This window comes from Reichenbachiella sp. MALMAid0571 (assembly GCF_040151475.1).
GTDB lineage: Bacteria > Bacteroidota > Bacteroidia > Cytophagales > Cyclobacteriaceae > CAXBNB01.
Genome location: NZ_JBDKWG010000153.1, coordinates 25,226 through 47,532, shown reverse-complemented (window position 1 = coordinate 47,532; position 22,307 = coordinate 25,226). Strand labels below are relative to the sequence as shown.

Genomic DNA, 22,307 nt, shown 5'->3' with positions numbered 1-22,307 from the left:
AACATTCAATATAATGGAAATAAATAAACAAAAATTGATGCTAATGCTGGCTTTGGTTGTCACGTTTTTTCAGTTTGATCTGGCTTTTGCCAAGGCTGAAAAAACTCAAAAAAAAGAAAGGCATACGATCAAGGCTGTATTGGAAGATGTAAAAATATCCGGGAAAGTGACGGATGAAAAAGGAGAAGGGTTGCCGGGAGCTTCCATTGTTGTAAAAGGAACAACTACGGGCACTACAACAGATTTGGAAGGAAAATACTCTTTTATAGTACCGGAAGAGGCTATTCTGAACATTTCTTTTGTTGGGTATTTAAAGCAGGAAATCCCGGTTAACAACAGAAATGTCATTGATATAAAAATGGTACCTGATGCTGAGCAATTGAATGAAGTGGTGGTTGTCGGGTATGGAACACAGAAAAAAAGCGATATAACCGGGTCAGTGTCTTCTGTTAAGGCTGAAACATTACAGAACTTACCTTTAGCAAGGACAGATGAAACTTTGCAAGGCCAGGTGGCAGGCGTAAGAATCCAAAACAATGACGCATCACCCAATGCAGCCATTACTATAAGGATAAGAGGGGTGAGTTCTATCAATGGGGGAAACAATCCGTTGATTGTGATTGATGGTATCCAGGGTGTTAATTTAAAAGATATTCATCCCAACGACATTGAATCGATTGAAGTGTTGAAAGATGCATCCGCAACGGCTATTTATGGTTCCAGAGGTGCTGGTGGGGTGGTATTGGTTACTACCAAAAAAGGTAAAAGCAGAAAGCCCTCTATCACATACAATACGTATGGCAGCTTGACAACCGTAAGAAATAAGTTGGAACTGCTTGATGTCGGTCAGTATGCCGAAGTAACAAATGCAAACAGAATATCCCGTAATTTACCAGCAGTATATACTGACGAACAAATTGCGGAATTTAAGCAAAATGGCGGGACAGATTGGCAGGATGAAATTTTCAGGCCTGCTTACACTCACAATCACCACCTGACAATTAGCGGTGGAAATGATGAGATTTTGTACAGTATTGCCGGGGATTATCTGGAAACGGAAGGAGTGGTAATAGGATCTTCATATAAGAAGTATGCCTTCAGGCCCAATTTTTCAGCTGATTTATCCAGGAAACTGAAATTTACCTTAAATACGTTTGCTTCCTGGTCAACGGATCATCCAATTGAGCTCAATAACCGTGATCGTGAGGGAAGCCCTATATATGCAGCACCGCTTTTTCCACCTACAAAACCTGTGTACAAAGACGATGGTGCTTATTCCCAACCGGGAGGTGGCGTAGGTTCCAATACCGAATACAATCCGGTAGCATTGGCGTTAGAACCGGTGAGGGATAATCTGCAAAACCAGCTTATTGTGAGCCCGACACTTCAATATGAAATTGTAGAAGGGCTTACGGTTAGTACAATGATTTCTCATCAGTTGGTGACTAACAATAATGGGCGTTATATCAATGAGAAGATAGTTAATGGCGGTGAATCAGACAGGCAGGCTTCTGTTTCTAACAGTCGATGGAATTCATTTCAAAATAGTAATATAGTTTCCTATGAAAAGGAATTTAATGATAAGCACAATCTGAAATTAACAAGTGTTTTTGAGCAGCAACGTCAGGTATCTACAAGCAATTGGTCAGGTGCCAGAGATTTTTTAACCAATGCTGTCTTGTATAATGACTTGTCGTTGGGAGCTCAATCAGAGATACCTTCTTCCAACAGGACCGAGCAATCGTTGGAATCTTATATGGGAAGAATAAACTACTCTTATGCGGGTAAATACCTGTTGACACTTACAGGAAGGTCGGATGGGTCTTCTGTATTTGCAGCTAATAACAAGCGGGCATTTTTCCCCTCTTTGGCTCTGGGATGGAATGTAACCAATGAATCTTTTATGGAAAATTCGCAATTGGTAAGTAATTTAAAAGTAAGAGCAAGCTATGGAGAAGTTGGTAATGCTGCCATCTCCCCATACCAATCATTGGCTCAGTTGGTAACAGGTTCGAATTTCTCATTTACCGGAAGTGATGTTACTACCGGGATTAACCTATCTACACAAGCACCAAATCCGGATTTGAAATGGGAAACCACAAGACAAGCCAATTTGGGAGTGGATTTGGAATTGTTTGATGGAAGGTTGTCTTTAGTTGCGGATTATTATGAAAAAAATACCAAGGATTTACTTTTGAGCAGGGCTCTTTATCAGGCATCTGGTTTCCAAACTCAATTGATCAATGCAGGGGAAGTAGAAAACAAGGGAGTAGAGGTTCAATTATCAGGAAATCCCATTGTTGGTGATTTCAAATGGAATACAGGGATTACCTTTTCCAGAAATGTCAATAAAGTGATTTCTTTGAATGATGGTGAAACCAGCATACAGCTTGGAGATGCTGGTTTACCCGGATTCTCCGATGCATTATGGATCGAGGTGGGGCAGCCACTGGGTTTGGTAAAAGGATATGAATATGCCGGAGTTTGGAAAAGTACCGAGGCAGTTTTGGCAGCCGGATACGGCGTGACTCCCGGATCTCCCAAATATGTAGATCAGAACAATGATGGAATAATCAACAATGATGATGTGGTCAATATTGCCAATACTTTACCTGAGTTTACTTTTGGGTGGAACAACTTCTTTAGCTACAAAAGTTTCGATCTTTCCGTTTTAGTCCAGGGCGTTCAGGGAAATGATATTTATAATATTGGACGTTCGAGAATTGACTCCAATGATGAAGGTACCAGTATAAGGTTGTTGAATGCCTGGACTGAGGACAATGAAAATACCAATATTCCGGCTCATAATGGACTGGGAGGTTTTCGCAATGACAGTCGATGGGTTGAGAGTGGTGCCTACATTCGGGTGAAAAATATTAGTGTTGGATACAGGTTTCCTTCTTCTGTTCTTGAATCTCTCGGAGTATCTTCTGCACGTATTTATGCTACGGGTACAAATCTCTTTACTTTCACTGATTATACAGGGTATGACCCTGAAGGATCAACCAATGTAGATTCCAGAGGAGGTATAGATTACGCCACTTTTCCTTCTCAAAAGAAATACACAATTAGTTTGGATATAAAATTTTAAGTTATGCTATCAGATACAATAAAAATAAAGAAAACGGTGGTGTCACTTGTAGTGATTATTGTTTGTGCCACAGGTTGTGCCGATATTGAATTGGATGAAAATCCTCCATCATTGTTGAGTCCCGGATCTTTTTTTACTACCGAAAGTGAGTTTCAGGCAGCTTTGGCAGGAGCTTTCAAACCGCTTTACTCAGATTGGGAAAGCTTTGATTACGGGTATCCGTTGATAATGACTTCCGGTGCAGAAGATGTAAGGTCAGATGCTGGTATTTTCAGGGATTTGAACAGGCTCAGTGCTAATGGAAATGACCAGTCGATCAATGCCGTATGGAAAAATCTTTACAGGTCAATCTCCAATGCCAATACTATTATTGGAAACCTGGAAAATGCAGAAGGAATCCCGGAACAAACTTTAGGGGAATTGGAAGGGCAGGCAAAATTTATTCGTGCTTTTTCGTTTTTCTTTTTAACCAGATGGTTTGGCGAGGTGCAGCTTACCACATTTGAAAATCAAACTAATGTAGAAGAGCTGAGGCAATCTTCGGTTGCTGAAATCTATGATGCCATTGTGTTGGATTTGGAAGATGCTGAAGAAAAACTACCTGTTGAATTTGCAGAAAAAGGCCGGCCAACCAAAGGTGCAGCAAAAGCACTGCTGGCCAAAGTATATCTAACGATGGCAGGATGGCCATTGGAAAAGACAGAAAACTATACCCTGGCAAAAGACAAGGCAGCAGAATTGATTTCCGGTGAATTGGCAGGAACTTATGGTCTTGAAAGTGATTTTTCCGATTTGTGGAAGGAAGAGAATAAGACTACCAATTCAGAATTTATATTTACTTTTTTGGGTACAATTGCTTCAGGTGGCACACCCAGCCACATGCATACGGCTTCCAGGCATTGGGGCAATGGAGAAGGTGGGTGGGGTGATTTCTACAGCGAAGACCATTTTTTTAACGCATTTCCTGAAGGTGTTAGAAAAGACGCTACTTTCACCTCAATATTTGCAGATGGTACATCATGGGAGGATGCCGGAGTACAGCCTCATATGGCTAAATACAGGGATGCCGGAGATACCAATGGAAACAATGGTGAGGGTTTTAGTGTATTGCTGCGATATGCAGATGTACTTTTGATTTATGCTGAAGCAGCAAATATGGCTGAAAATGGCCCGTCAGGTGCAGCGTTGGAAGCTGTGAATCAGGTGAGAAGAAGGGCTATGGGGATGGATCCAAATATACCTGATGCTGGTGTGGATTTACCTTCTGGCATGTCCCAACTTGATTTTGATGCAGCAGTACTTGAAGAGCGAAATTGGGAGTTGGCATTTGAGTACAATCGTTGGTTCGATTTGGTCAGGAGAAAAATGGTTGTACAAGTGAACAAGGATGTGCACCCTGGTGTAACTGAAAACAACAGGCTTTTACCCAAACCATCAGCACAGTTGATTTCGGAAATACTCATGCAAAATACCGGATATTAGAATCTGTTTTCATATTAATCTTTTCACCTCAAAGCATCACTTATTTATATAATAGGAGGTGCTTTTTGTTTTCTATTATAAAGGCAAAATGAAGCTAAACCTGCTTCTATCTATTAAAAATATAGGTGAAAATAAGAGCATGTTTTATGGTGTCAAAAAGTTTTTTACCATAAAAAAGCATCATTCATTTGATTATCCGTCGATATTTCTGTTACCTTTAAAAGTTCGTATTTTCAAAGTAGAGTGGCTAAGGCGAACATTTGACAGATTTAATGAAAGCAGATTCATTTAATATTGAAAGCATTCAACATCGGATTTCCAAATCTGATGAACCTGCTTTCAGGTTGTTATTTAATCATTTTTACGCCCGTTTACTCAATTACGCTTTTGTGATAGTTAAAAATCATGAGTCGGCAGAAGATATCGTGCTGGAAGTAATGCACACAGTATGGGAAAGAAGGTCAAAGCTTCATGAAGTTAAGAATCTGGCAAACTATCTCTATGTCTGTACCAGAAACAAAACCCTGGATTATCATCAAAAGAACTCAAAGCTTATGGGTATCTCATTTGATGATCCGCATTACAATGAGTTTGTTGTTCATCACAATCCGGAATTACATCTTATTCATAAAGAATTATTTGATTTCATAGACCAGGCTATTTTAAGCCTTCCTGAAAAGACCAGGTTGGTGTATAGAATGGTGAAAGAAGAAGGCATGAAATATCAGGAAGTTGCCGACCTTTTAGGTATATCAGTTAAAACAGTCAACAATCAGGTATTGAGTTCAATGAAAACGATAAGACAACAAGCTACTTTATATCTGAACAAGGATAAAAAGAACCCCCTTTTTAGAACCATGTTAAGCTTTCTTTTCTTTTGATCGCTTACTAAAAATTCACATTTCATTTTTTTTCAAAAGACCAATAGGTACTTTTTGATTATTTCCAGTCTATAATACAATTCGGAGATTTTTTTAAATACGGATAGATTGGAAAACACAGAAATTGATCAGATAATTTTAACTTTTTTGGAAGGTGAAGCCACCGCCAATGAAATTGAAATATTGAGGAAGTGGTTGAGTGAAAACAAGAATAATCAAGCTGCTTTTGAATCGGTAAAGCTATATTGGGAAAGTAGCACACCTGGTGTAGAGTATCCGGATCTTGATAGGGCTTATACCAGAATGAAGTCATTGCACAGACAAGAACCTGATGAGAATGTAATACCCATTAATACCACAAAAACCAACAACAGGTTTGGGTGGTTTAAAATAGCAGCGGTCTTTTTGGTACTCATTTTATTTTCCGTTGTGACTTATAATGTTGTTGTCCAAAAACCGGTAAATCCGCCCGTAGCTGTTATTCAGAAGATAGTAAAGCAAAATCCTAAAGGACAAAAGCTTACTACATACCTGCCTGATGGTTCTACAGTGATATTAAATTCCCTGAGCAAAATCACCTATGACCGTCGTTTCAATGGCAAAGAACGAATTGTTGAACTTGAAGGAGAGGCGTTTTTTCAGGTTAAAAAGGATTCTACAAAGGCATTTAAAGTCATAACTAATGGTACTACCACAATGGCATTGGGTACGAGCTTTAATGTGAATAGTAAGAACAGAGATTTTGTGGAAGTAGCTCTTGTGACAGGCAAAGTGCAGGTATCGAACAAGGACCACAAATCAGTAATCTTATATCCGGGTAATTATGTAGCGGCAGGAAAAAATGGTAAGATGCAAGTTCTGGAGTTTGATTATCTGGATAAAATAGGCTGGAAAGATGGTGTATTGACATTCAAAAACAATTCCTTGTCTGAGATTACCACAAAACTGGAAAATTGGTACGGAGTGAAATTTGCCGTGCAGGACAAGTACTTAAATAAGTTCGATTACACGGCTAATTATAAAAACAAATCTTTGGAGGAAGTCATGAATGGGATTGCTTACGTCCTCCATTTCGAATTTGAAATCGAACAAGAAACAGTAAAGATTAAATTTTAACAAAACAAAGGAGATGCCTATGAAATAAAGGAACTACAAGCAAAAAAAGAGCCTATGGATGTTCGAGCATCACATAGGCTGAAAATATTAAAATTTTCTAAGTATTAAACATTTCAAAACTATGAATTATATACGATTACGACAAATTTTATTCAAAATGTCAAAGAGATCGCTACATGCGCTAATTGTTAATTGTTTACTGATGAGTACCATCTATGCAGATGGACTGAAAGCACAAACGAGCATTCAAAGTGTAAAAAAAGCCTCAATTAACATTGAATTCGAGGATTTCAACCTTACACAACTGATTGGCGAAATAGAAGCCATTACCGATTATGAGTTTTCCTATAACAGAGAGGATCTGGATAGGAAATTCAGGTTTAGTGGCAAATTTCGAGGTACGACTGTAGCAGATTTATTGGTGGAGACATCCAAGCAAACAAATCTGAAATTCAGACAGGTAAATAATATCATCCATATTTCTAAAAAATCAACCTTGTCTAAGAAGGAAGAAGCTTTGGAGGTAATTATAGCGGATGTGGAAATTTCCGGTAAAATTACGGACGAAAACGGTGAAGGGCTACCTGGTGCAAGCGTTGTAGTTAAAGGCACTGCTACTGGGACTACCTCCGACATAGAAGGAAGTTATAAATTGAATGTTCCAGAAGAAGTTATACTGACCGTTTCATTTGTTGGGTATAAGACTCAAGAGGTTACTCTAAATGGTCGAAATGTGCTGGATGTTCAGATGGAATTAGATGCCGAGCAATTGGAAGAAGTTGTAGTGGTAGGTTATGGCGAACAAAAGAGGGTCAATGTAACAGGGTCATTAGCCACTGTAAAATCAGAAGAACTTACAAAAACACCTTCAACAAATAATACCGCAATGTTGGCTGGTCGTATGCCAGGCTTGATTGTGCACCAGACAAATGGACAACCGGGAAATGATGAAGCCAATATCAGGATCAGGGGCTTTGGTAATGCGCTGGTCATAGTTGATGGGGTGCAGCGTGATTTCACACAGCTTGATCCCAATGAAATTGAATCTATTTCAATTCTAAAAGATGCGGCTGCAGCTATATATGGTTCAAGGGCAGGAAACGGGGTTATTCTAGTAACCACAAAAAGGGGTATAAAAGGAACTCCTGAAATCAACATTAATTCCAGCATTTCAAATTCAAGAAGTACATTTTTCCCAGATTACGTAGACGGTTATCAGTTTGCCACAATGTACAACAGAGCACAAGCTCAGGATGGTGTCACTGATTTAAAATACTCGCAAGAAGATTTGCTTAAGTTACAGGAAGGCACTGAATCAGGTTATATAAACCCCAACTGGCAAAAGAAGGTAATGCGGGATTGGGCACCCCAATCACAGCACAACCTCAACGTACGGGGAGGTTCAGATAATTCACGGTATTTTTTTAGTGTTGGTTATTTGGATCAGGGGTCTATTTGGAAATCTGGGGATGGTGTGTATCAACGGTACAATTTGGCTTCCAATATTGATACAGATATTTCCGAGAACTTGACTGCAGGTCTTGACTTTAATTTCAGGAGGGAAGACAGGGATAATTTGTTTTCACAAGACGAAGTTTTCAACGATCTTCTTTTTGCGGATCCTACAGTAGATGTGGATAATTTTCCATATACAGATTTAATATTGGATATGGCACCCTTGAGATCTGGAACAGATAATGCCATAGGAAGTTCCACACAAGACATCTCAGGGTATACTAGGAGCAAAACAGATGTTTTAAACGTAGCATTGTCTTTAAAATACAAATTGCCACTGAAAGGATTGTCTATAGATGGTAAAATGGCATTGAGGAGTCTTAATATGAATCTTACAAAATTAGGGATTCCTTTTGAAGTTCATGGGTATGATTATCAGAGCGAAACACTTTTGCCTACATCAACCATAGGTAGTAGTTCACTCACTAAGTCATCTACTGAAACACAACGAATCACTACCCAACTTGCTCTCCGGTATAGCAGGGAATTTAGAAACCATAAAATTTCTGCATTACTGTTGAACGAAAGGATCAATGAGGAAATGAAAAGTTTTCAAACCACAAGCCGTAATCTTCTCTCTTCCAGTATACCTTATCTGGACAATGCCGATGGCACTACTGCCACCAATACAGATGACGCTTCACAAGATGGTAGGGTGAGCTGGGTAGGAAGAGCCAATTATTCTTATAAGGGAAAATATTTGGTAGAAGGAACTTTTCGTTATGATGCATCGCCCAGGTTTCCACAGGATACACGCTGGGGATTTTTTCCAGGCATTTCTTTGGCTTGGAGAATGTCCGATGAAGCCTTCTTACAAAACAGTAATGTTTTAAGTAACCTTAAACTCCGGGCTTCAGCAAGTAAAGTAGGCAATGACGGCACTTCATCTTACAACTACCTAACTGGCTATGGTGTGGTATCAGGAAGCAATAGTACTTATGTCCTTAATGGAAACTCATACCCCAGGATTCAATCGACAGGTTTGGCCAATAAAAATATAACCTGGGAAGAAGTGTCTGTATACAACCTTGGTATGGAATCTTCATTTTTTAATGGCATCATAGGTCTGGAAGTGGATTTGTTTTACAGAAAGAGGACAGGGTTATTAACCACCAGCAATGCAACCCTGCCCAATACATTTGGGGCAACACTACCTCAACAAAATATTAACAGCCAGGACAACCGTGGTTTTGAACTAGTGTTAAACCACAGAAATGCTATTGGGGGATTCAGGTATAATATTTCTGGCAATGTAACTCTGACCCGAGCCAAATGGATTCATTTTGAAGAGAGGGAGTTTGACGAAGGGGATGATCAGCGTATCAATAAGCAAAGTGGACAATGGGCTAACAGGACATTCGGTTATTTGACAGAAGGATTTTTTAAATCCCAAGATGAAATTGATGCTGCTACCATTGACTATGATCAATCGGGAAATGTGAGTCTTTCGCCTGGAGACATTAAATATGTGGACACCAATATGGACGGAGTTATTACAGGTGATGATAGGGTAGAACTTGGTAAAGGAACCACTCCTGAATTAATGTTTGGATTAAATGCTGAGGCAACATTTAAGGGGTTTGATTTTAGTATGTTGTGGCAGGGAGCCAGTAATTATGTTACAATATTTACAGGTGCTAATTTGGGAGGCTTTCAATCCGGGGCAGGGATACCTTTGACTTATCAGTGGGAGTATCAATGGAATGAAGAAAACCCGAATGCAGCTAAGTTGCCTGCAGCAAACTTTTCAGGCATTTCAAATTACAACAATAGACAAAGTGATATTTCGGTACAAGATGCTACTTACTTAAGGCTTAAAAATGTGAGCATAGGTTACGTTATTCCTAAATCGTTGCTTGACAAAGTAGGGATAAAAAAAGTAAGGGTATATGCCTCCGGAATGAATGTGTTTACATTTAGTGGTTTGGGCATTTTTAAAGACTATGACCCGGAAATTAGCAGTTCCAATGCACAATCTACGTACCCTATCCAGAAAACATATTCGCTGGGAATAAACATTACTTTATAAAATTTTAAAGCAGTAATTATGAAAAAGATAATATATATAGCTTTTGGTGTATGCTTGTTTATTGTTGGGTGTGAAGATCCTCTGGACAAGCAACCTTTAGATCTCATAAGTGAAAAGGATGTGTGGTCAGACGAAGTGCTTGCTGACTCATATATTGCAAACCTTTATGACCAAGCAAGATTTTTTAGAGGATCCAATGATGATAATATCGGTATGGCCGATGTATTAAATGGTGGTTTTGCAAGAAATTATGCAACTTGGCCAACGGGATATGCACATGCTACTTCTTCCATAACACCAGATATTGGAAGTGCTGCGGTTTTCCATTATTGGATTTATTCAGATATCCGAGCTATGAATGAGGCCATTGAAAAACTGAGTAACGAATCGTCTGAATTAAGTAAAGGATACCGTGATACAAGGTTAGGTGAAGTATATTTTATTCGAGCTTGGAGCTATTTTGTGATGGTGCGGCTGTACGGAGGTGTACCATTGGTCGATAGGGTTCAGGATATTGATGAAGCTGAAGAGGATTTATGGATACCTCGGAGCTCAGAAGAAGAAGTCTACGATTTCGTAGCTTCAGATTTAGACAAGGCTTACAATTTGCTTGTCGGTAAAAACCTAAATGAATATGGCAGGATAACAGAATGGGCTGTTTTGGCCTTAAAAAGCCGTGCCATGTTGTATGCAGCCAGTGTTGGTAAATTTGGGATGGTTCAGACTATTGGCAGTGGTGACTTGCAAACTACCTTGGGCATATCCGATCCTGACAAATATTGGAAGCTATCGAGGGATGCATCCAAAGAAATTATAGATCATGGTCCTTTTGAGTTGTATGACAATAATGCAGATCCAGCCAAGAATTTTGTTGAGATATTTGATAACGAGGGACATAGTGAAATAATTTTGGCGGAAGTGTTTACAGGGCAGGGGGATCGCTGGAATAGATGGGATCAATGGATGTGGCCTACACAAGGGCGCAATGGTTACAGCAATTTCCTCAAATCGTTTTCCCATGTTTTAGAGAAATTTGAAGATAAATCAGGAAATTTCAAACTGATGAACGGATCTGAATTTACACTTGGAGACCCCTCTAATAGACACTCACTGGATGATTTCTTTTATGGGGACAGGGATCCCAGGGCACAAGCAAGCTTTTATCTTCCGGAAGCAATGTGGAATGGAGACCCTATATATGTGCACCAAGGTACTTACGATATGGATGATACTTACAAAACCGGTGGTGGTACGCTTACCCATCCTGTTACTGGAAAAACTGTGCCAATGAAAGGGTTGAACCGTGATATCAACGGTTCGGCGTTAAATGTTAGAAAGAAAGTAAGGGAATCACATGACCTTACAGTAGCCCCGGAAGGTGATTCGGATTATATTGTATTTCGTTTGGCTGAAATATACCTCAACTATGCAGAAGCTGAATTGTACGTAAGTAGTCCTAATGGAGATGGGTTAGTCTATTTGAACAAAGTTCGGCAAAGAGTAGATATGCCGGACAAACCAGTACTGACACAAGATATCATTCGAAACGAAAGGAATGTGGAATTGATGTTTGAAGGTCATCACTTTTGGGACACAAGAAGGTGGAGGACAGCAGAAGCAGAACTGAATGGTAAAAATTTTCAAGGGTTGCAGTTTCGCTATCACTTGGCTACAGATGATTATGAAATAATTAAGTTTAATGCTGACAACAAGGCCAGGATCTTTCAACCACACTATTACTACTATCCTATCCGCAGTACTGATATAAACGCTAACCCATATCTAGTTCAAAATCCAGGATATATTGAGTAATATTTAGAGAATAAAATAGCAGGTGCATCTATTGTGCCTGCTATTTATAAAAACATTTCGTAATGCATCTACAGTATATCAACAAAGTGACTCAAGTAAATTTTATAGCCACGGTCATTTCAATTTTTGTCCTTGCCTTTTTAAAGCCATTTGAAAGTTTTTCGAATAGCAATAGACCTCCCAATGTGATTGTCATTTTTGCCGATGACTTGGGTTATGGTGATGTTGGGTGCTATGGGGCAACAAAGGTTTCTACCCCAAATATAGACCAATTGGCAAGAGAGGGGATGATGTTCACCGATGCACATTCCGCTTCTGCTGTATGCACTCCTTCCAGGTATGCCCTTCTAACAGGGCAATACCCATTTCGAGCAAATGATGGAAAGGGGGTTTGGGGGCCGTTACCACGCAACCACAAACTTATTGTTGATACCAATGACCTTACCATTGGTAAAGTAATGAAGCAACAAGGATATGCTACTGCTTGTATAGGCAAGTGGCACCTTGGGTTTGGAAACACTTCTCCTACAGATTGGAATTCCCCTTTATTGCCTGGTCCCCTCCAATTAGGGTTTGATTACTATTTTGGGGTTCCTTTTGTAAACAGCGGTCCTCCTTATGTATATGTTGAAAATGATGAGGTTTATGGGCTAGAGTCATCAGACCCCCTGATACTAAATGGTCAACCAATAACTCCAACTCAACTCTATCCGGACAAAAGTCCTAACACTTTTTCAGGTGGTATTGCTGCTCATGCTTTGTACAAAGATGATGAAATAGGGATGACTTTGGCAGGGAAAGCCACCGAATGGATTGAAAAGAACAAAGCCAACCCCTTTTTCCTGTATCTGGCAACAACTAACATCCATCACCCCTTTTCACCAAATACTCAATTTAAAGGAACAAGTGAAAGCGGTCGATATGGGGATTTTGTACATGAACTGGATTGGATCGTGGGGGAAGTGATGAAGGCTTTGGAAGATGCCAAAGTGTCTGACAATACCCTGGTTATTTTTACAAGTGACAATGGCGGTATGCTGAATGTTGGTGGACAAGAAGCATGGAAAATGGGACATAAAATGAATGGCGAGCTGCTTGGATTCAAGTTTGATGGCTGGGAAGGTGGGCACAGGATTCCTTTCATAGCCAGGTGGCCCGGGAATATTTCGCCCAACTCAAAATCAGATCAACTAATAAGTAATGTGGATTTTCTAGCTACAGTTGCTAGTCTGACGGGATATGAACTTAAGGAGAAAGATGCCCCCGATAGTTTTAATATAATGCCTGTCCTTTTGGAAAACACAACAAAACCTATACGTACTCATCTGGTAGTCTCTCCTTATAAAAGTGAAAATTTGGTGCTTAGGGTTGGCGACTGGGTATATATAGGAGCCCAAGGTGGAGGCGGATGGAATGGCGGTAAACCGGGAGACCATATCCTTGGAGGACCAACGGCACTCAGCTTCGCTAGGGAGGTCAACAGCGATATAGAAGATGGAAAATTTAAACCAAATATACCTAAGAATCAGCTTTATAACCTAAGGTCGGACATTTCTCAAAGCACGAATGTTTCCGAACAAGAAGCACAAAGAACCGCAATGATGCGTGAAATGTTAAGGATAATCAGGCAATCAAAATACACACGAAACCAGTAGTCAATGAAAAAAGGATTTTTGTTCGTTTGGATGTTGCGTTTAGTTCCGCTTCTTGTCTTTTCAATAAAAGTAAATGGAGAGGATCAAATAGAAAAACCCAACATCGTTATCATATTTTCCGATGATCAGGGTTATGGAGATTTGGGCTGCTATGGTAATAATGCGCTTCGTACACCCAACATTGACAAAATGGCCAGTGAAGGAATGCTTTTTACAGATTTTTATATGGCCGCAGCTGTATGCACTCCGTCAAGGGCAGCATTGTTGACAGGCAGCTACCCTCAAAGAGTAGGATTGCCCTCAGTACTTTTCCCAAACAATATGTCAGGAGGACAACTCAATGGAATGGCTTTGGGGCTGAACCCGAAAGAAATAACTGTTGCCGAATTGCTTAAATCCGCAGGTTATAATACGGCTTGTATAGGCAAATGGCACTTGGGAGATCTTCCACAATTCATGCCCCTAAACCATGGGTTTGATGAATATTTTGGCTTGCCATATAGTAATGACATGCTGCCAGAAAATTTATATCACAATTTTGATTCTCTTCCATTATATGATGGTCAGAAGATCATAGAAAAGAACCCTAATCAGGATAGCCTGGTTAAACGATATACCGGGAAAGCGAAAGATTTTATCAAAAAGAATAAGGATAGGCCATTTTTTTTATACCTAGCTCATAACATGCCACACCGCCCCTGTCATGCATCACCGGAATTTATACCGAATCATAATTTTTCAGAAAAACAATTGGCAGGTATTCATGGAGAGAATAAAGAATCAAGGGATTTTCTTTACCCGGCTACAATTGAAGAATTGGACTGGAGTGTTGGGGAAATATTGAAAACACTGAAAAAACAGAATCTGGAATCTAACACACTTGTGATATTCACGTCGGACAATGGACCAGCTGTTGGAAGTTCCGGTGTACTTAAAGGACGTAAAGGGTCGATGAATGAAGGAGGATTAAGAGTGCCATGCATAATGAGTTGGAAAGGGACTGTTCCGGCTGGGACGGTCTGTAGTCAAATAGCTGCCAGTATCGATTTATACCCCACTCTGGCCAACCTGGCCAATGTTGATATACCAAAAGATCGGATGATTGACGGTATAGATATTACAGATTATGTTTTGGGGAATACAGGTGTGTGTCTCAGAAGGGATTTTTTTTATTTGGATCAGAAAAAAGGTTTGAAGGCAATAAGAAATGGCCATTGGAAATTGTTTCCTGGCAAAAAACCTCAACTGTACGATTTGGATAGAGATGTAAGCGAGCAACGAAATGTTGCAGGTCATTACCCCGAAATAGTCGATCAACTGACCCAACGGTCGACAACCTTTGAAAAACAACTGAACAATCAAAAGAGGGAACCGGGTTTATTTCCCGTTCCGGAAAAGACAAAAAAATATTGAATAACCCGATCGTAAAACCATATAAAATGAAAAATTTAATAGCATGTGCATACATATTTTTTACTACTGTACTTCCATTTTTTGTGCAGGGGCAGGACATAAAATCCATAAAGGAAACTTACTCAAAAGTAAAATTCAGTTATGACAAAGTCACTGGTATAGGTTATGAAAAAGGCTGTACACGTCGTGATCCCAGTGATGTAATTAAGGTAGGGGAGAAGTATTATGTTTATTATACCAAAATTTATAGTAGGGCACCTGGGTATTGGGGTACAGTATGGTATGCCGTTTCCAAAGATGATGGTTATAGCTGGGAAGAAAAGGGAGAAATACTTGGCCTAGGGAAAAAAGACAAGTTCGATTCTCAAGCTACTTTTACCCCAAATATCCTTTATGCTAAAGGTAAATATTATTTGTATTACACTGGGGTAAAGCCAACACCAGGTAATGCAAAAGGAGAATTTGAAAACAATTCAACAACAGACATCACAGCAATAGGTGTTGCGGTATCTTCGTCACCTGATGGTCCATTTGAGCGGGTAAGTAACGAGCCTGTTTTGAAAGTGAGTGTAGAACCTGAAAAATTTGACAGCTATCGTGTTGACGATGCGGTATTGATGTACAGAAATGGCTTATATTGGCTGTATTACAAGGGACGAAGCAGAAACCATGGAGGTGGGGGGCCTGCACATACACAGATGGGAGCTGCATTTTCGAAATACCCTGAAGGCCCTTTCACCAAACTGGATCAACCTTTACTTGACAAAAGTCATGAAGTGATGTTGTGGCAACAGGGCACAGGAATAGGAGCACTTGCTTCACTAAGCAGTACATTGGAGTATGCAGCTGATGGCATAGATTTCATGTCCAACAAAACATCGGTGAAAGCAGAAAACAGACCCAAAGCCGCAGGGGTTTTCAGGCAAGACCTAACCGACTCATCTATAAAAGGTGAGGGGCTCAACTGGGGGATTTCTATGGTACATAATGGCAATGAATGTTATTTGATTAGGTACAGGTGTTATAGATGAATGAAAGTATCAGTTTAGAAGATACATTTATCAGGGAATTATAATTATTTAATGTTTGTATCATAGTTGCCTTGTTACATACGTTGTTGTCTTGCAGTTCCATAAGCTTAATTTAAAAAGAAAAAGTCTTTGTGTTAATACACTTTACCTTCAGTCAGAGCCCTAGCGTCCAAATCACGGCCTGTAAATAAACCGATTAACAATCCGATAGCAATACCCAGAGATATGCCCAAAGACCTTTCAAAATTTGACAAGACCACCACCCCAAGAAGAACACCAAAAGATGTTCCTAAAGCTATACCGAGATTGGTGTAATAACCTTTTGAAGTTAAAGAGAGATTGTCCTTTAAGAATTTTTCAAAATCTCTTATTGCTTTTTTGAAGAATTTAATGTCGTTTTCATGCCCTGATTCTAAATTCAAACTATCGAGTTTTGTTTCTATAGATTGAATTTCATTTTTTGAAAATTCTCTGATTTTCAATTCTCTAAGAATATGCAGGAATTTCTCATAAATTTTGATTTCAGACTTTTTAGTTGTTTCGCTTTTCAACCTTTCAAAAAGGTTATTAGCTTCTTGTAATGTCATACTATTTAAGGTTTTCTTGGTTAGTGGCTTAGGTCAATAAATATTACATGTAAAGCATGTTTTTTTAGAAAAAGCTCAATGGTATTCTTAAATACACTTTTGCAGGAGATTTTCAACTCCTTAAGTTTTCTAAATCAGCTAATAATTCATCCAGTTTTTTGAATACACTACCATAAACCAAATGCACATCCCATTTGTAGATTTTACCTCCAAAGACATAAATTAAAACCGCAATTATCAGGGCAATTATCCACATAAAAGTAGGGATTCCATAAATGAGGTGAAATCCGGAATTCACAATCGCCTTATTCGTCACTTCTCCTGCTTTCAATGCATGTACTATTGGCATCAGAGCTGCTAAAAACATGAGCGGATAGAAAAATCGCATCATTTTTATATTGTTTGAAATGGCCATGCTGAGCCAATTTTTAAATGACTTGATATAATCATAGCTACTTAAATTAGTGTTGATGTTTTTTAGGGTCTTTGCCCGTTTAATACTTATCCAACACCCCCCCATTAGGAGTAAAAAAATGATTCCTCCGGCAATTGGAGTCCCAAGCGCAGCGTACAGTCCCAAATTTAAAAATGCAAAAACCAAAATGATGTAAATATTAATTTTCATCATTCTTTTAAATTTATCAATGATATGAATTGATTTTTGGCTGTATAGTTTATTGATTTTTGGTGCTACCAATGCATCACTTTTCAGGAAACCCTCTTTCCATATATTTTCAATTGATTTCTCCATCTAATATTTTTTTTAATCTTATTTTAATTCTCTTAACACGTACGCCAATATTATTTGGATTTGTTCCTATAATATCAGCTATTTCCTGATATGATTTTTCTTCTAAATAAAGCATGATAACGGCTCTGTCAATCTCTGATAGTTTTCTGATAGCGTCATAGAGCAGATTTAGTGATTCGTTTGAAAATGCATAATTATCTTCCGTTTCTTCAGTAGGCAAATTGTCAGATACAAAGTGCTGACTATTGTTTTTCTTTTTCTTTAGTAAGGTCAAACAAACGTTTAAGGAAATTCGGTAAACCCATGTACTCCATTCCGATTGCTCACGAAAGTTTTCTTTACTCCTCCATATTTGCAGGCATACTTCTTGAAAATAATCTTCAAAATCCTCCTGTGAATTGGTATATGCCCTGCACAGCTTGATAATTATACCGGAAAACGGTAGAATAGATGTTTGATAAAAATCCGAACTCAATATTGTTTTTTTTAGTTAGTGGCTTATACCTTGAATTATTACACCCAAGTCTAAATTTATAAAAAAGAAAAGTGTTTGGGTGTTATGTTGAGTACTGGATTAGCCAAAAAAAACTTGGGGGTAAGCTCGCAGCTTTGACTTTACTGTAATATCAAAGTTGCTAAGGGTAATTAAAATAAACTCCACAACATTGGTATTCATCGCAATGAGGTTAAACTCTTATTTTTTGGTCACTTTATATACTTGACCTTCTTTGTCATAAGTAGTCCATTCGCCTACAGGTGTTCCATTATCAAAATGTCCCGAACGTTTTATTGTTCCGTCAATTCGATACCATTCCCAATATCCTTCTGGTTGGTCGTTAATTATTTTCCCTTTTGACCAGATCGTTTCGCCATTTGCGTGATACTTGATGGTGTTTCCATCTATTATTTCAGATTTCTTTGTAGCCATAGTGTTTAAATTTACTTGTGCCCATGACTAAACCCGCTTAGTGCGAAATGCAGCCTAACATTTAATATTATAAATATACATAAAACATGATTTCAACCAACTATTATGGAATGGTGATGACGGGTTTTGGTATTTGTTGACTATTTTGGTTTGTCAATGTTTATTGTTGATTTTAGGGTAGCAATAAAGGATTAACAGGATAAAAATTAAATCATAATAAGATATTAGTATGGATAAAGTACAGCCGTCCCAGTTAAAGGGGAGTATTTTTTTTTTAGCACTCGTATGCTTTGTGGCTTCTCTGGGTGGAATTTTATTTGGTTTCGATACTGCAGTCATTTCTGGTACCATATCGATGGTAGAAACACAATTTGACCTCAGCAAACTCCAGGTAGGCTGGTTTGGAAGTTCAGCTTTGGTGGGAGCGATTGTTGGGTCGTTGGTAGCAGGTACTTTTGGCGATAGATATGGTCGCAAGCCGATATTAATCATTTCATCCCTCTTGTTTTTTGTGTCCGCATTAGGCTCTGCGATACCTCAGAGTTTTACTTTACTGATAATAGCACGTCTGGTAGGAGGCCTAGGTATAGGTATGGCTTCTGTTTTGGCACCATTGTTCATATCCGAGTTTTCTCCGCCAAAAGTAAGAGGCCGGTTGGTGGCATTGTATCAAATGTCTATAGTGATCGGAATCCTTTTGGCTTACTTTTCCAATTGGTTGTTGCTTGGCTTTTCACAAACCAGTACTTACAGTACAACAGGGATTATATACCAGGTAATGATTTCCGAAGTATGGCGGGCGATGTTCGGGGCTGAAATGATTCTTGCTATTTTGTTTTTTTTCTTGTTATTGATGATACCTGAAAGTCCCAGATGGCTTATTAAAGAAGGATTTAAAGAGAAAGGATTTAATATTCTGACAAAAATAAGTGGAGCTCAGACAGCTAAAGAAGAACTCTCAGCAATTCTAAATTCTGTAGTGGAAAAGCAGGCAAAGTTAGGAGAGCTACTCAAGCCGGGCTATCGGTTGGCCTTGATGGTAGGATTGAGTCTTTCTATTTTTGGTCAGTTTACAGGAGTGAATATTGTGGTTTATTATGGCCCTGATATACTTGGTGGTGCCGGATATGATTTTGACAATGCACTCATGTTTCAGGTGACTATTGGTTTGATCAATCTGATTTTCACGGGACTGGCACTCTGGAAAATTGACAGCTGGGGTAGAAGGCCGTTGTTGATTGGTGGTATGGCTGTGGTATGTGCCTCATTACTTGTCATCGGAGCACTTTTTGCTACGGATACTCTTGGTATTTGGATTGTTGTGATGCTTTGTGTTTATATGGCAAGTCTGGCTTTTTCCATTAATGCCGTCATCTGGGTTTTGTTGGGGGAAATTTACCCGACTCACCTGAGAGGTCGTGCCATGTCCATAGCTACATTTGCCAACTGGGCTACTAATTTTGTGACCGCTTTTATTTTCCCATGGTTTGTCACTCAGATAGGCATGGGGTCAGGTTTTTTCGTTTTTGCAGGTTTTTGCTTTGTAGCCACCATTTTCTTTCACAAGTTTGTTCCGGAAACAAAAGGTAAAAGCTTAGAAGAAATTGAGCAATATTGGAAATCGAAAGGGTAGTAAAGAAACGAGCTGGTGAATATAAAATTTCAGGCTTTACTAAATCTTCAAGGTTTGGTAAAGCTTCTATTTCTCAGAACAGTCTGAAGAGTCTTTTTACATACTAGTTTCCCGTTTCAAACTTTAGTCTTCAAAGATCTGTGGTTGAAATTGTTTCTTCTGGAAAAACCAGCTATTCAAATATTTCTATCAAATTATAGTAGTACTTCTTCTAAGAGTTTACCATCTTCGTACACCTCCTTTTTTGCCTCAATGCCAGCCTCACTGTAGAATACCTGATCACCTTGTTTCTTGTCATTTTCATAATTTATGCTACATTGAAGTTGTCCCGATTCATAATACCACTTCCATTCTCCTACTTTCTTATCTTTATCGAAAACTCCTTCAGTCATCAAGTTTCCGTTATTATAATAATTCACACTTCTGCCATGCACTTTACCGTCAACAAAATTTAACTCTTGTTGTATCAATATTGTATTGGGATAATGTATCTCCCAATATCCGTTTTTAAGACCATTTTTGAAAGAACCTTTTTCATAGACGTATGTAGAACTGTCAAAGTAAGAGGTGTACTCACCATTACCATTTTTCACCATTTGCTCACCTTTTTGATTCCATGCAGATGTCAGGTGAAAATCATTGGCTACATAGTTACCAACTTCTTTCAATTTGCCATCACCAAAATAGGTTTTCCATTCTCCAACCCTTTTACCAAATTCCAGTTTTCCTTCTTGAGATACTGAATTATTATTAAAAAAGGCCTTGAAAGTTCCGTTTCCACCACTTACTAATTTTTCACCATTAAAGTCCCAAGCATTCATGATTTTTGAAATTGTTTTATCTATATATTCAATTTCATGGCTGGGCGTACCATCTTCATAGAAGTACTTCCATAAACCAGCGAGCTCTCCATTGTTAAATCTGCCTTCTGAGATCAGAAATCCATTCTTATTATAAGTTTTAAATTGACCTGTTTGCTTATCCCTTACATATTGACCGATTTGAAATAGCTTTCCATTTTCATGATAAGAAGTATAAGCACCATTGAGCCTTCCGTTAGAATAATTACTTGAATCGATTAAAATGCCATTTTCGTTATAGACGAGCCAAGTGCCATCAAATAAGCCATTGTTGTAATTTCCAACTTTAAACAATTTCTCCGACTCAGAATACCATTTCCATATACCTGTTTCCAAGCCATTTTTATAGTTGGTCTCAGCTTGGATATTTCCGTTCTCATAATAGTATTGCCAAGGACCATTCTCTTTTCCTTCTCTCAGCATACCTTGGGATTGCACTTTTCCGCTTTCATAATAAAAAATTTGATCTCCCGTAACACCTTTGGATAAAAGGTAAACTGAAACTAACAATATAACGACACACATAGATGCAACAGGCATTCTTAATTTTGAGTACAATGGTGTTAAATCATCCAGTTTTTTTATATCCTCTGGTATTGATCTGAAAGAAAATTTATAACCTTCGTAAACTGCAATACCATAAAACAACAAGTCTATTGGCGCAAATGACTCTTCGAAAATAAGCTGAATAGTTTCCATGTTTAATAGCATAAGTGTGTCTAAGTATCCTAAGGTCTGTACATCAGCGATGAAACCTACTTGGGAGAATAAATTGCCCAATAGGCATCCCAATAGAGCAAAAAAGCCACCTATTAAGCCATAAACTTGATCAACGCCCGCTCCAAAAAAACGAACCCCCATTCCAACTAGAAAACCAACACCGATTGCCATATACCCAATCTGGTATTCAGTTGCAACTGTCACCACTGCCCAAATTAAGGCACTAATTACAGAAAGGGAAAATCCTCCAATAATTGCATTGCTTAAATCTTGATGTGGGATTAGTTTTTCTTTAACTTCTTGTGGAAGCGATGAGATTATTTCAAAATTGGATTGCGGTTTATCAGTATAGTCCTCGGGTTCTTTAACAGTCTCGTCCAAATGGAAACTTTCACAATTTCCTTCAAAATTGGCTTTTTGACCAGTAATATTACATAATAGACCTTGTTGTAAATCCATCGTTCTGTTGGTACATCTTTTACAGAATGTCAAATGTTCTTCACGTGTCATAATCAGTTCGATTTGAATTAGATGAAAATCATACCTCGTTCATCATACAATTATTTCATTTACAAGAGTGAGTGTCCGTTAAATGCACTCTTTGAATTATTAATTGGCTAGAAGCTTTGAAATTAATTGTTAACTTTTAATTAACCAAATAAATAAAGGACTAACTGTGGCAGCTGTTGTGCAACCTTCTTTAGAGAGAAAATGAGGTTATATGTAGCATTACCCCATGACGAATTGGATAGAAATGACAATCAAAGCCTGATAATTTGTGTTATTAACAAGAAAATAAAAAA

General features: G+C 38.5%; 15 protein-coding genes. 10 read left to right on the top strand and 5 right to left on the bottom strand.

The genetic code is table 11. From position 1 onward, the window contains the following. Positions 1–13: 13 nt before the first annotated feature. The 9 genes from AAOP42_RS23315 (at position 14) to AAOP42_RS23275 (ending at position 16,025) form a co-directional block, all read left to right on the top strand. Complete coding sequence (locus tag AAOP42_RS23315) at positions 14–3,091, top strand: SusC/RagA family TonB-linked outer membrane protein (protein WP_349531008.1); 3,078 nt, start codon at positions 14–16, stop codon at positions 3,089–3,091. A 3-nt stretch (positions 3,092–3,094) separates the two neighbouring features. Beyond that, positions 3,095–4,573, top strand: coding sequence for a RagB/SusD family nutrient uptake outer membrane protein (locus AAOP42_RS23310; protein ID WP_349531007.1), 1,479 nt, complete (start codon positions 3,095–3,097; stop codon positions 4,571–4,573). Between the two features lie 272 nt (positions 4,574–4,845). Next, the gene (locus tag AAOP42_RS23305; RefSeq protein ID WP_349531006.1) at positions 4,846–5,454 is read left to right on the top strand and encodes an RNA polymerase sigma-70 factor; all 609 of its coding nucleotides are present in this window, start codon (positions 4,846–4,848) and stop codon (positions 5,452–5,454) included. 108 nt (positions 5,455–5,562) lie between these two features. Beyond that, positions 5,563–6,570 (top strand): FecR family protein, encoded by a 1,008-nt coding sequence (locus tag AAOP42_RS23300; RefSeq protein WP_349531005.1) that lies wholly within the window; start codon positions 5,563–5,565, stop codon positions 6,568–6,570. Positions 6,571–6,727: 157 nt separating this feature from the next. Then, positions 6,728–10,114, top strand: coding sequence for a SusC/RagA family TonB-linked outer membrane protein (locus AAOP42_RS23295; RefSeq protein WP_349531004.1), 3,387 nt, complete (start codon positions 6,728–6,730; stop codon positions 10,112–10,114). An 18-nt stretch (positions 10,115–10,132) separates the two neighbouring features. Next, positions 10,133–11,926, top strand: a complete 1,794-nt coding sequence (locus AAOP42_RS23290; RefSeq protein WP_349531003.1) for a RagB/SusD family nutrient uptake outer membrane protein — start codon at positions 10,133–10,135, stop codon at positions 11,924–11,926. Positions 11,927–11,988: 62 nt separating this feature from the next. Then, positions 11,989–13,581 (top strand): sulfatase family protein, encoded by a 1,593-nt coding sequence (locus tag AAOP42_RS23285; protein WP_349531002.1) that lies wholly within the window; start codon positions 11,989–11,991, stop codon positions 13,579–13,581. A gap of 3 nt (positions 13,582–13,584) precedes the next feature. Continuing rightward, positions 13,585–14,994 carry a sulfatase family protein gene (locus tag AAOP42_RS23280; protein WP_349531001.1) on the top strand — a complete coding sequence of 470 codons (1,410 nt, stop codon included), beginning with the start codon at positions 13,585–13,587 and terminating at the stop codon, positions 14,992–14,994. 26 nt (positions 14,995–15,020) lie between these two features. Next, positions 15,021–16,025, top strand: coding sequence for a family 43 glycosylhydrolase (locus AAOP42_RS23275; RefSeq protein ID WP_349531000.1), 1,005 nt, complete (start codon positions 15,021–15,023; stop codon positions 16,023–16,025). Positions 16,026–16,159: 134 nt separating this feature from the next. Here the strand turns inward: AAOP42_RS23275 and AAOP42_RS23270 are convergent, their stop codons facing one another. From AAOP42_RS23270 to AAOP42_RS23255, 4 genes are all read right to left on the bottom strand, one after another. Then, a complete protein-coding gene (locus tag AAOP42_RS23270; RefSeq protein WP_349530999.1) occupies positions 16,160–16,612 on the bottom strand; it encodes a hypothetical protein in 453 nt (150 codons plus the stop codon). 112 nt (positions 16,613–16,724) lie between these two features. Next, positions 16,725–17,363 carry a hypothetical protein gene (locus AAOP42_RS23265; protein WP_349530998.1) on the bottom strand — a complete coding sequence of 213 codons (639 nt, stop codon included), beginning with the start codon at positions 17,361–17,363 and terminating at the stop codon, positions 16,725–16,727. Then, complete coding sequence (locus AAOP42_RS23260; protein ID WP_349530997.1) at positions 17,347–17,838, bottom strand: RNA polymerase sigma factor; 492 nt, start codon at positions 17,836–17,838, stop codon at positions 17,347–17,349. The genes AAOP42_RS23265 and AAOP42_RS23260 overlap by 17 nt, the downstream gene beginning before the upstream one ends. A gap of 219 nt (positions 17,839–18,057) precedes the next feature. Continuing rightward, entirely contained in the window at positions 18,058–18,291 is a 234-nt protein-coding gene (locus AAOP42_RS23255; RefSeq protein ID WP_349530996.1) for a toxin-antitoxin system YwqK family antitoxin, read from the bottom strand. A gap of 229 nt (positions 18,292–18,520) precedes the next feature. On the opposite strand from AAOP42_RS23255, the gene AAOP42_RS23250 reads away from it, so the two are divergent. Further along, positions 18,521–19,924 (top strand): sugar porter family MFS transporter, encoded by a 1,404-nt coding sequence (locus AAOP42_RS23250; RefSeq protein ID WP_349530995.1) that lies wholly within the window; start codon positions 18,521–18,523, stop codon positions 19,922–19,924. 194 nt (positions 19,925–20,118) lie between these two features. Here the strand turns inward: AAOP42_RS23250 and AAOP42_RS23245 are convergent, their stop codons facing one another. Then, positions 20,119–22,014, bottom strand: a complete 1,896-nt coding sequence (locus tag AAOP42_RS23245) for a toxin-antitoxin system YwqK family antitoxin (protein WP_349530994.1) — start codon at positions 22,012–22,014, stop codon at positions 20,119–20,121. Between the last annotated feature and the right edge of the window lie 293 nt (positions 22,015–22,307).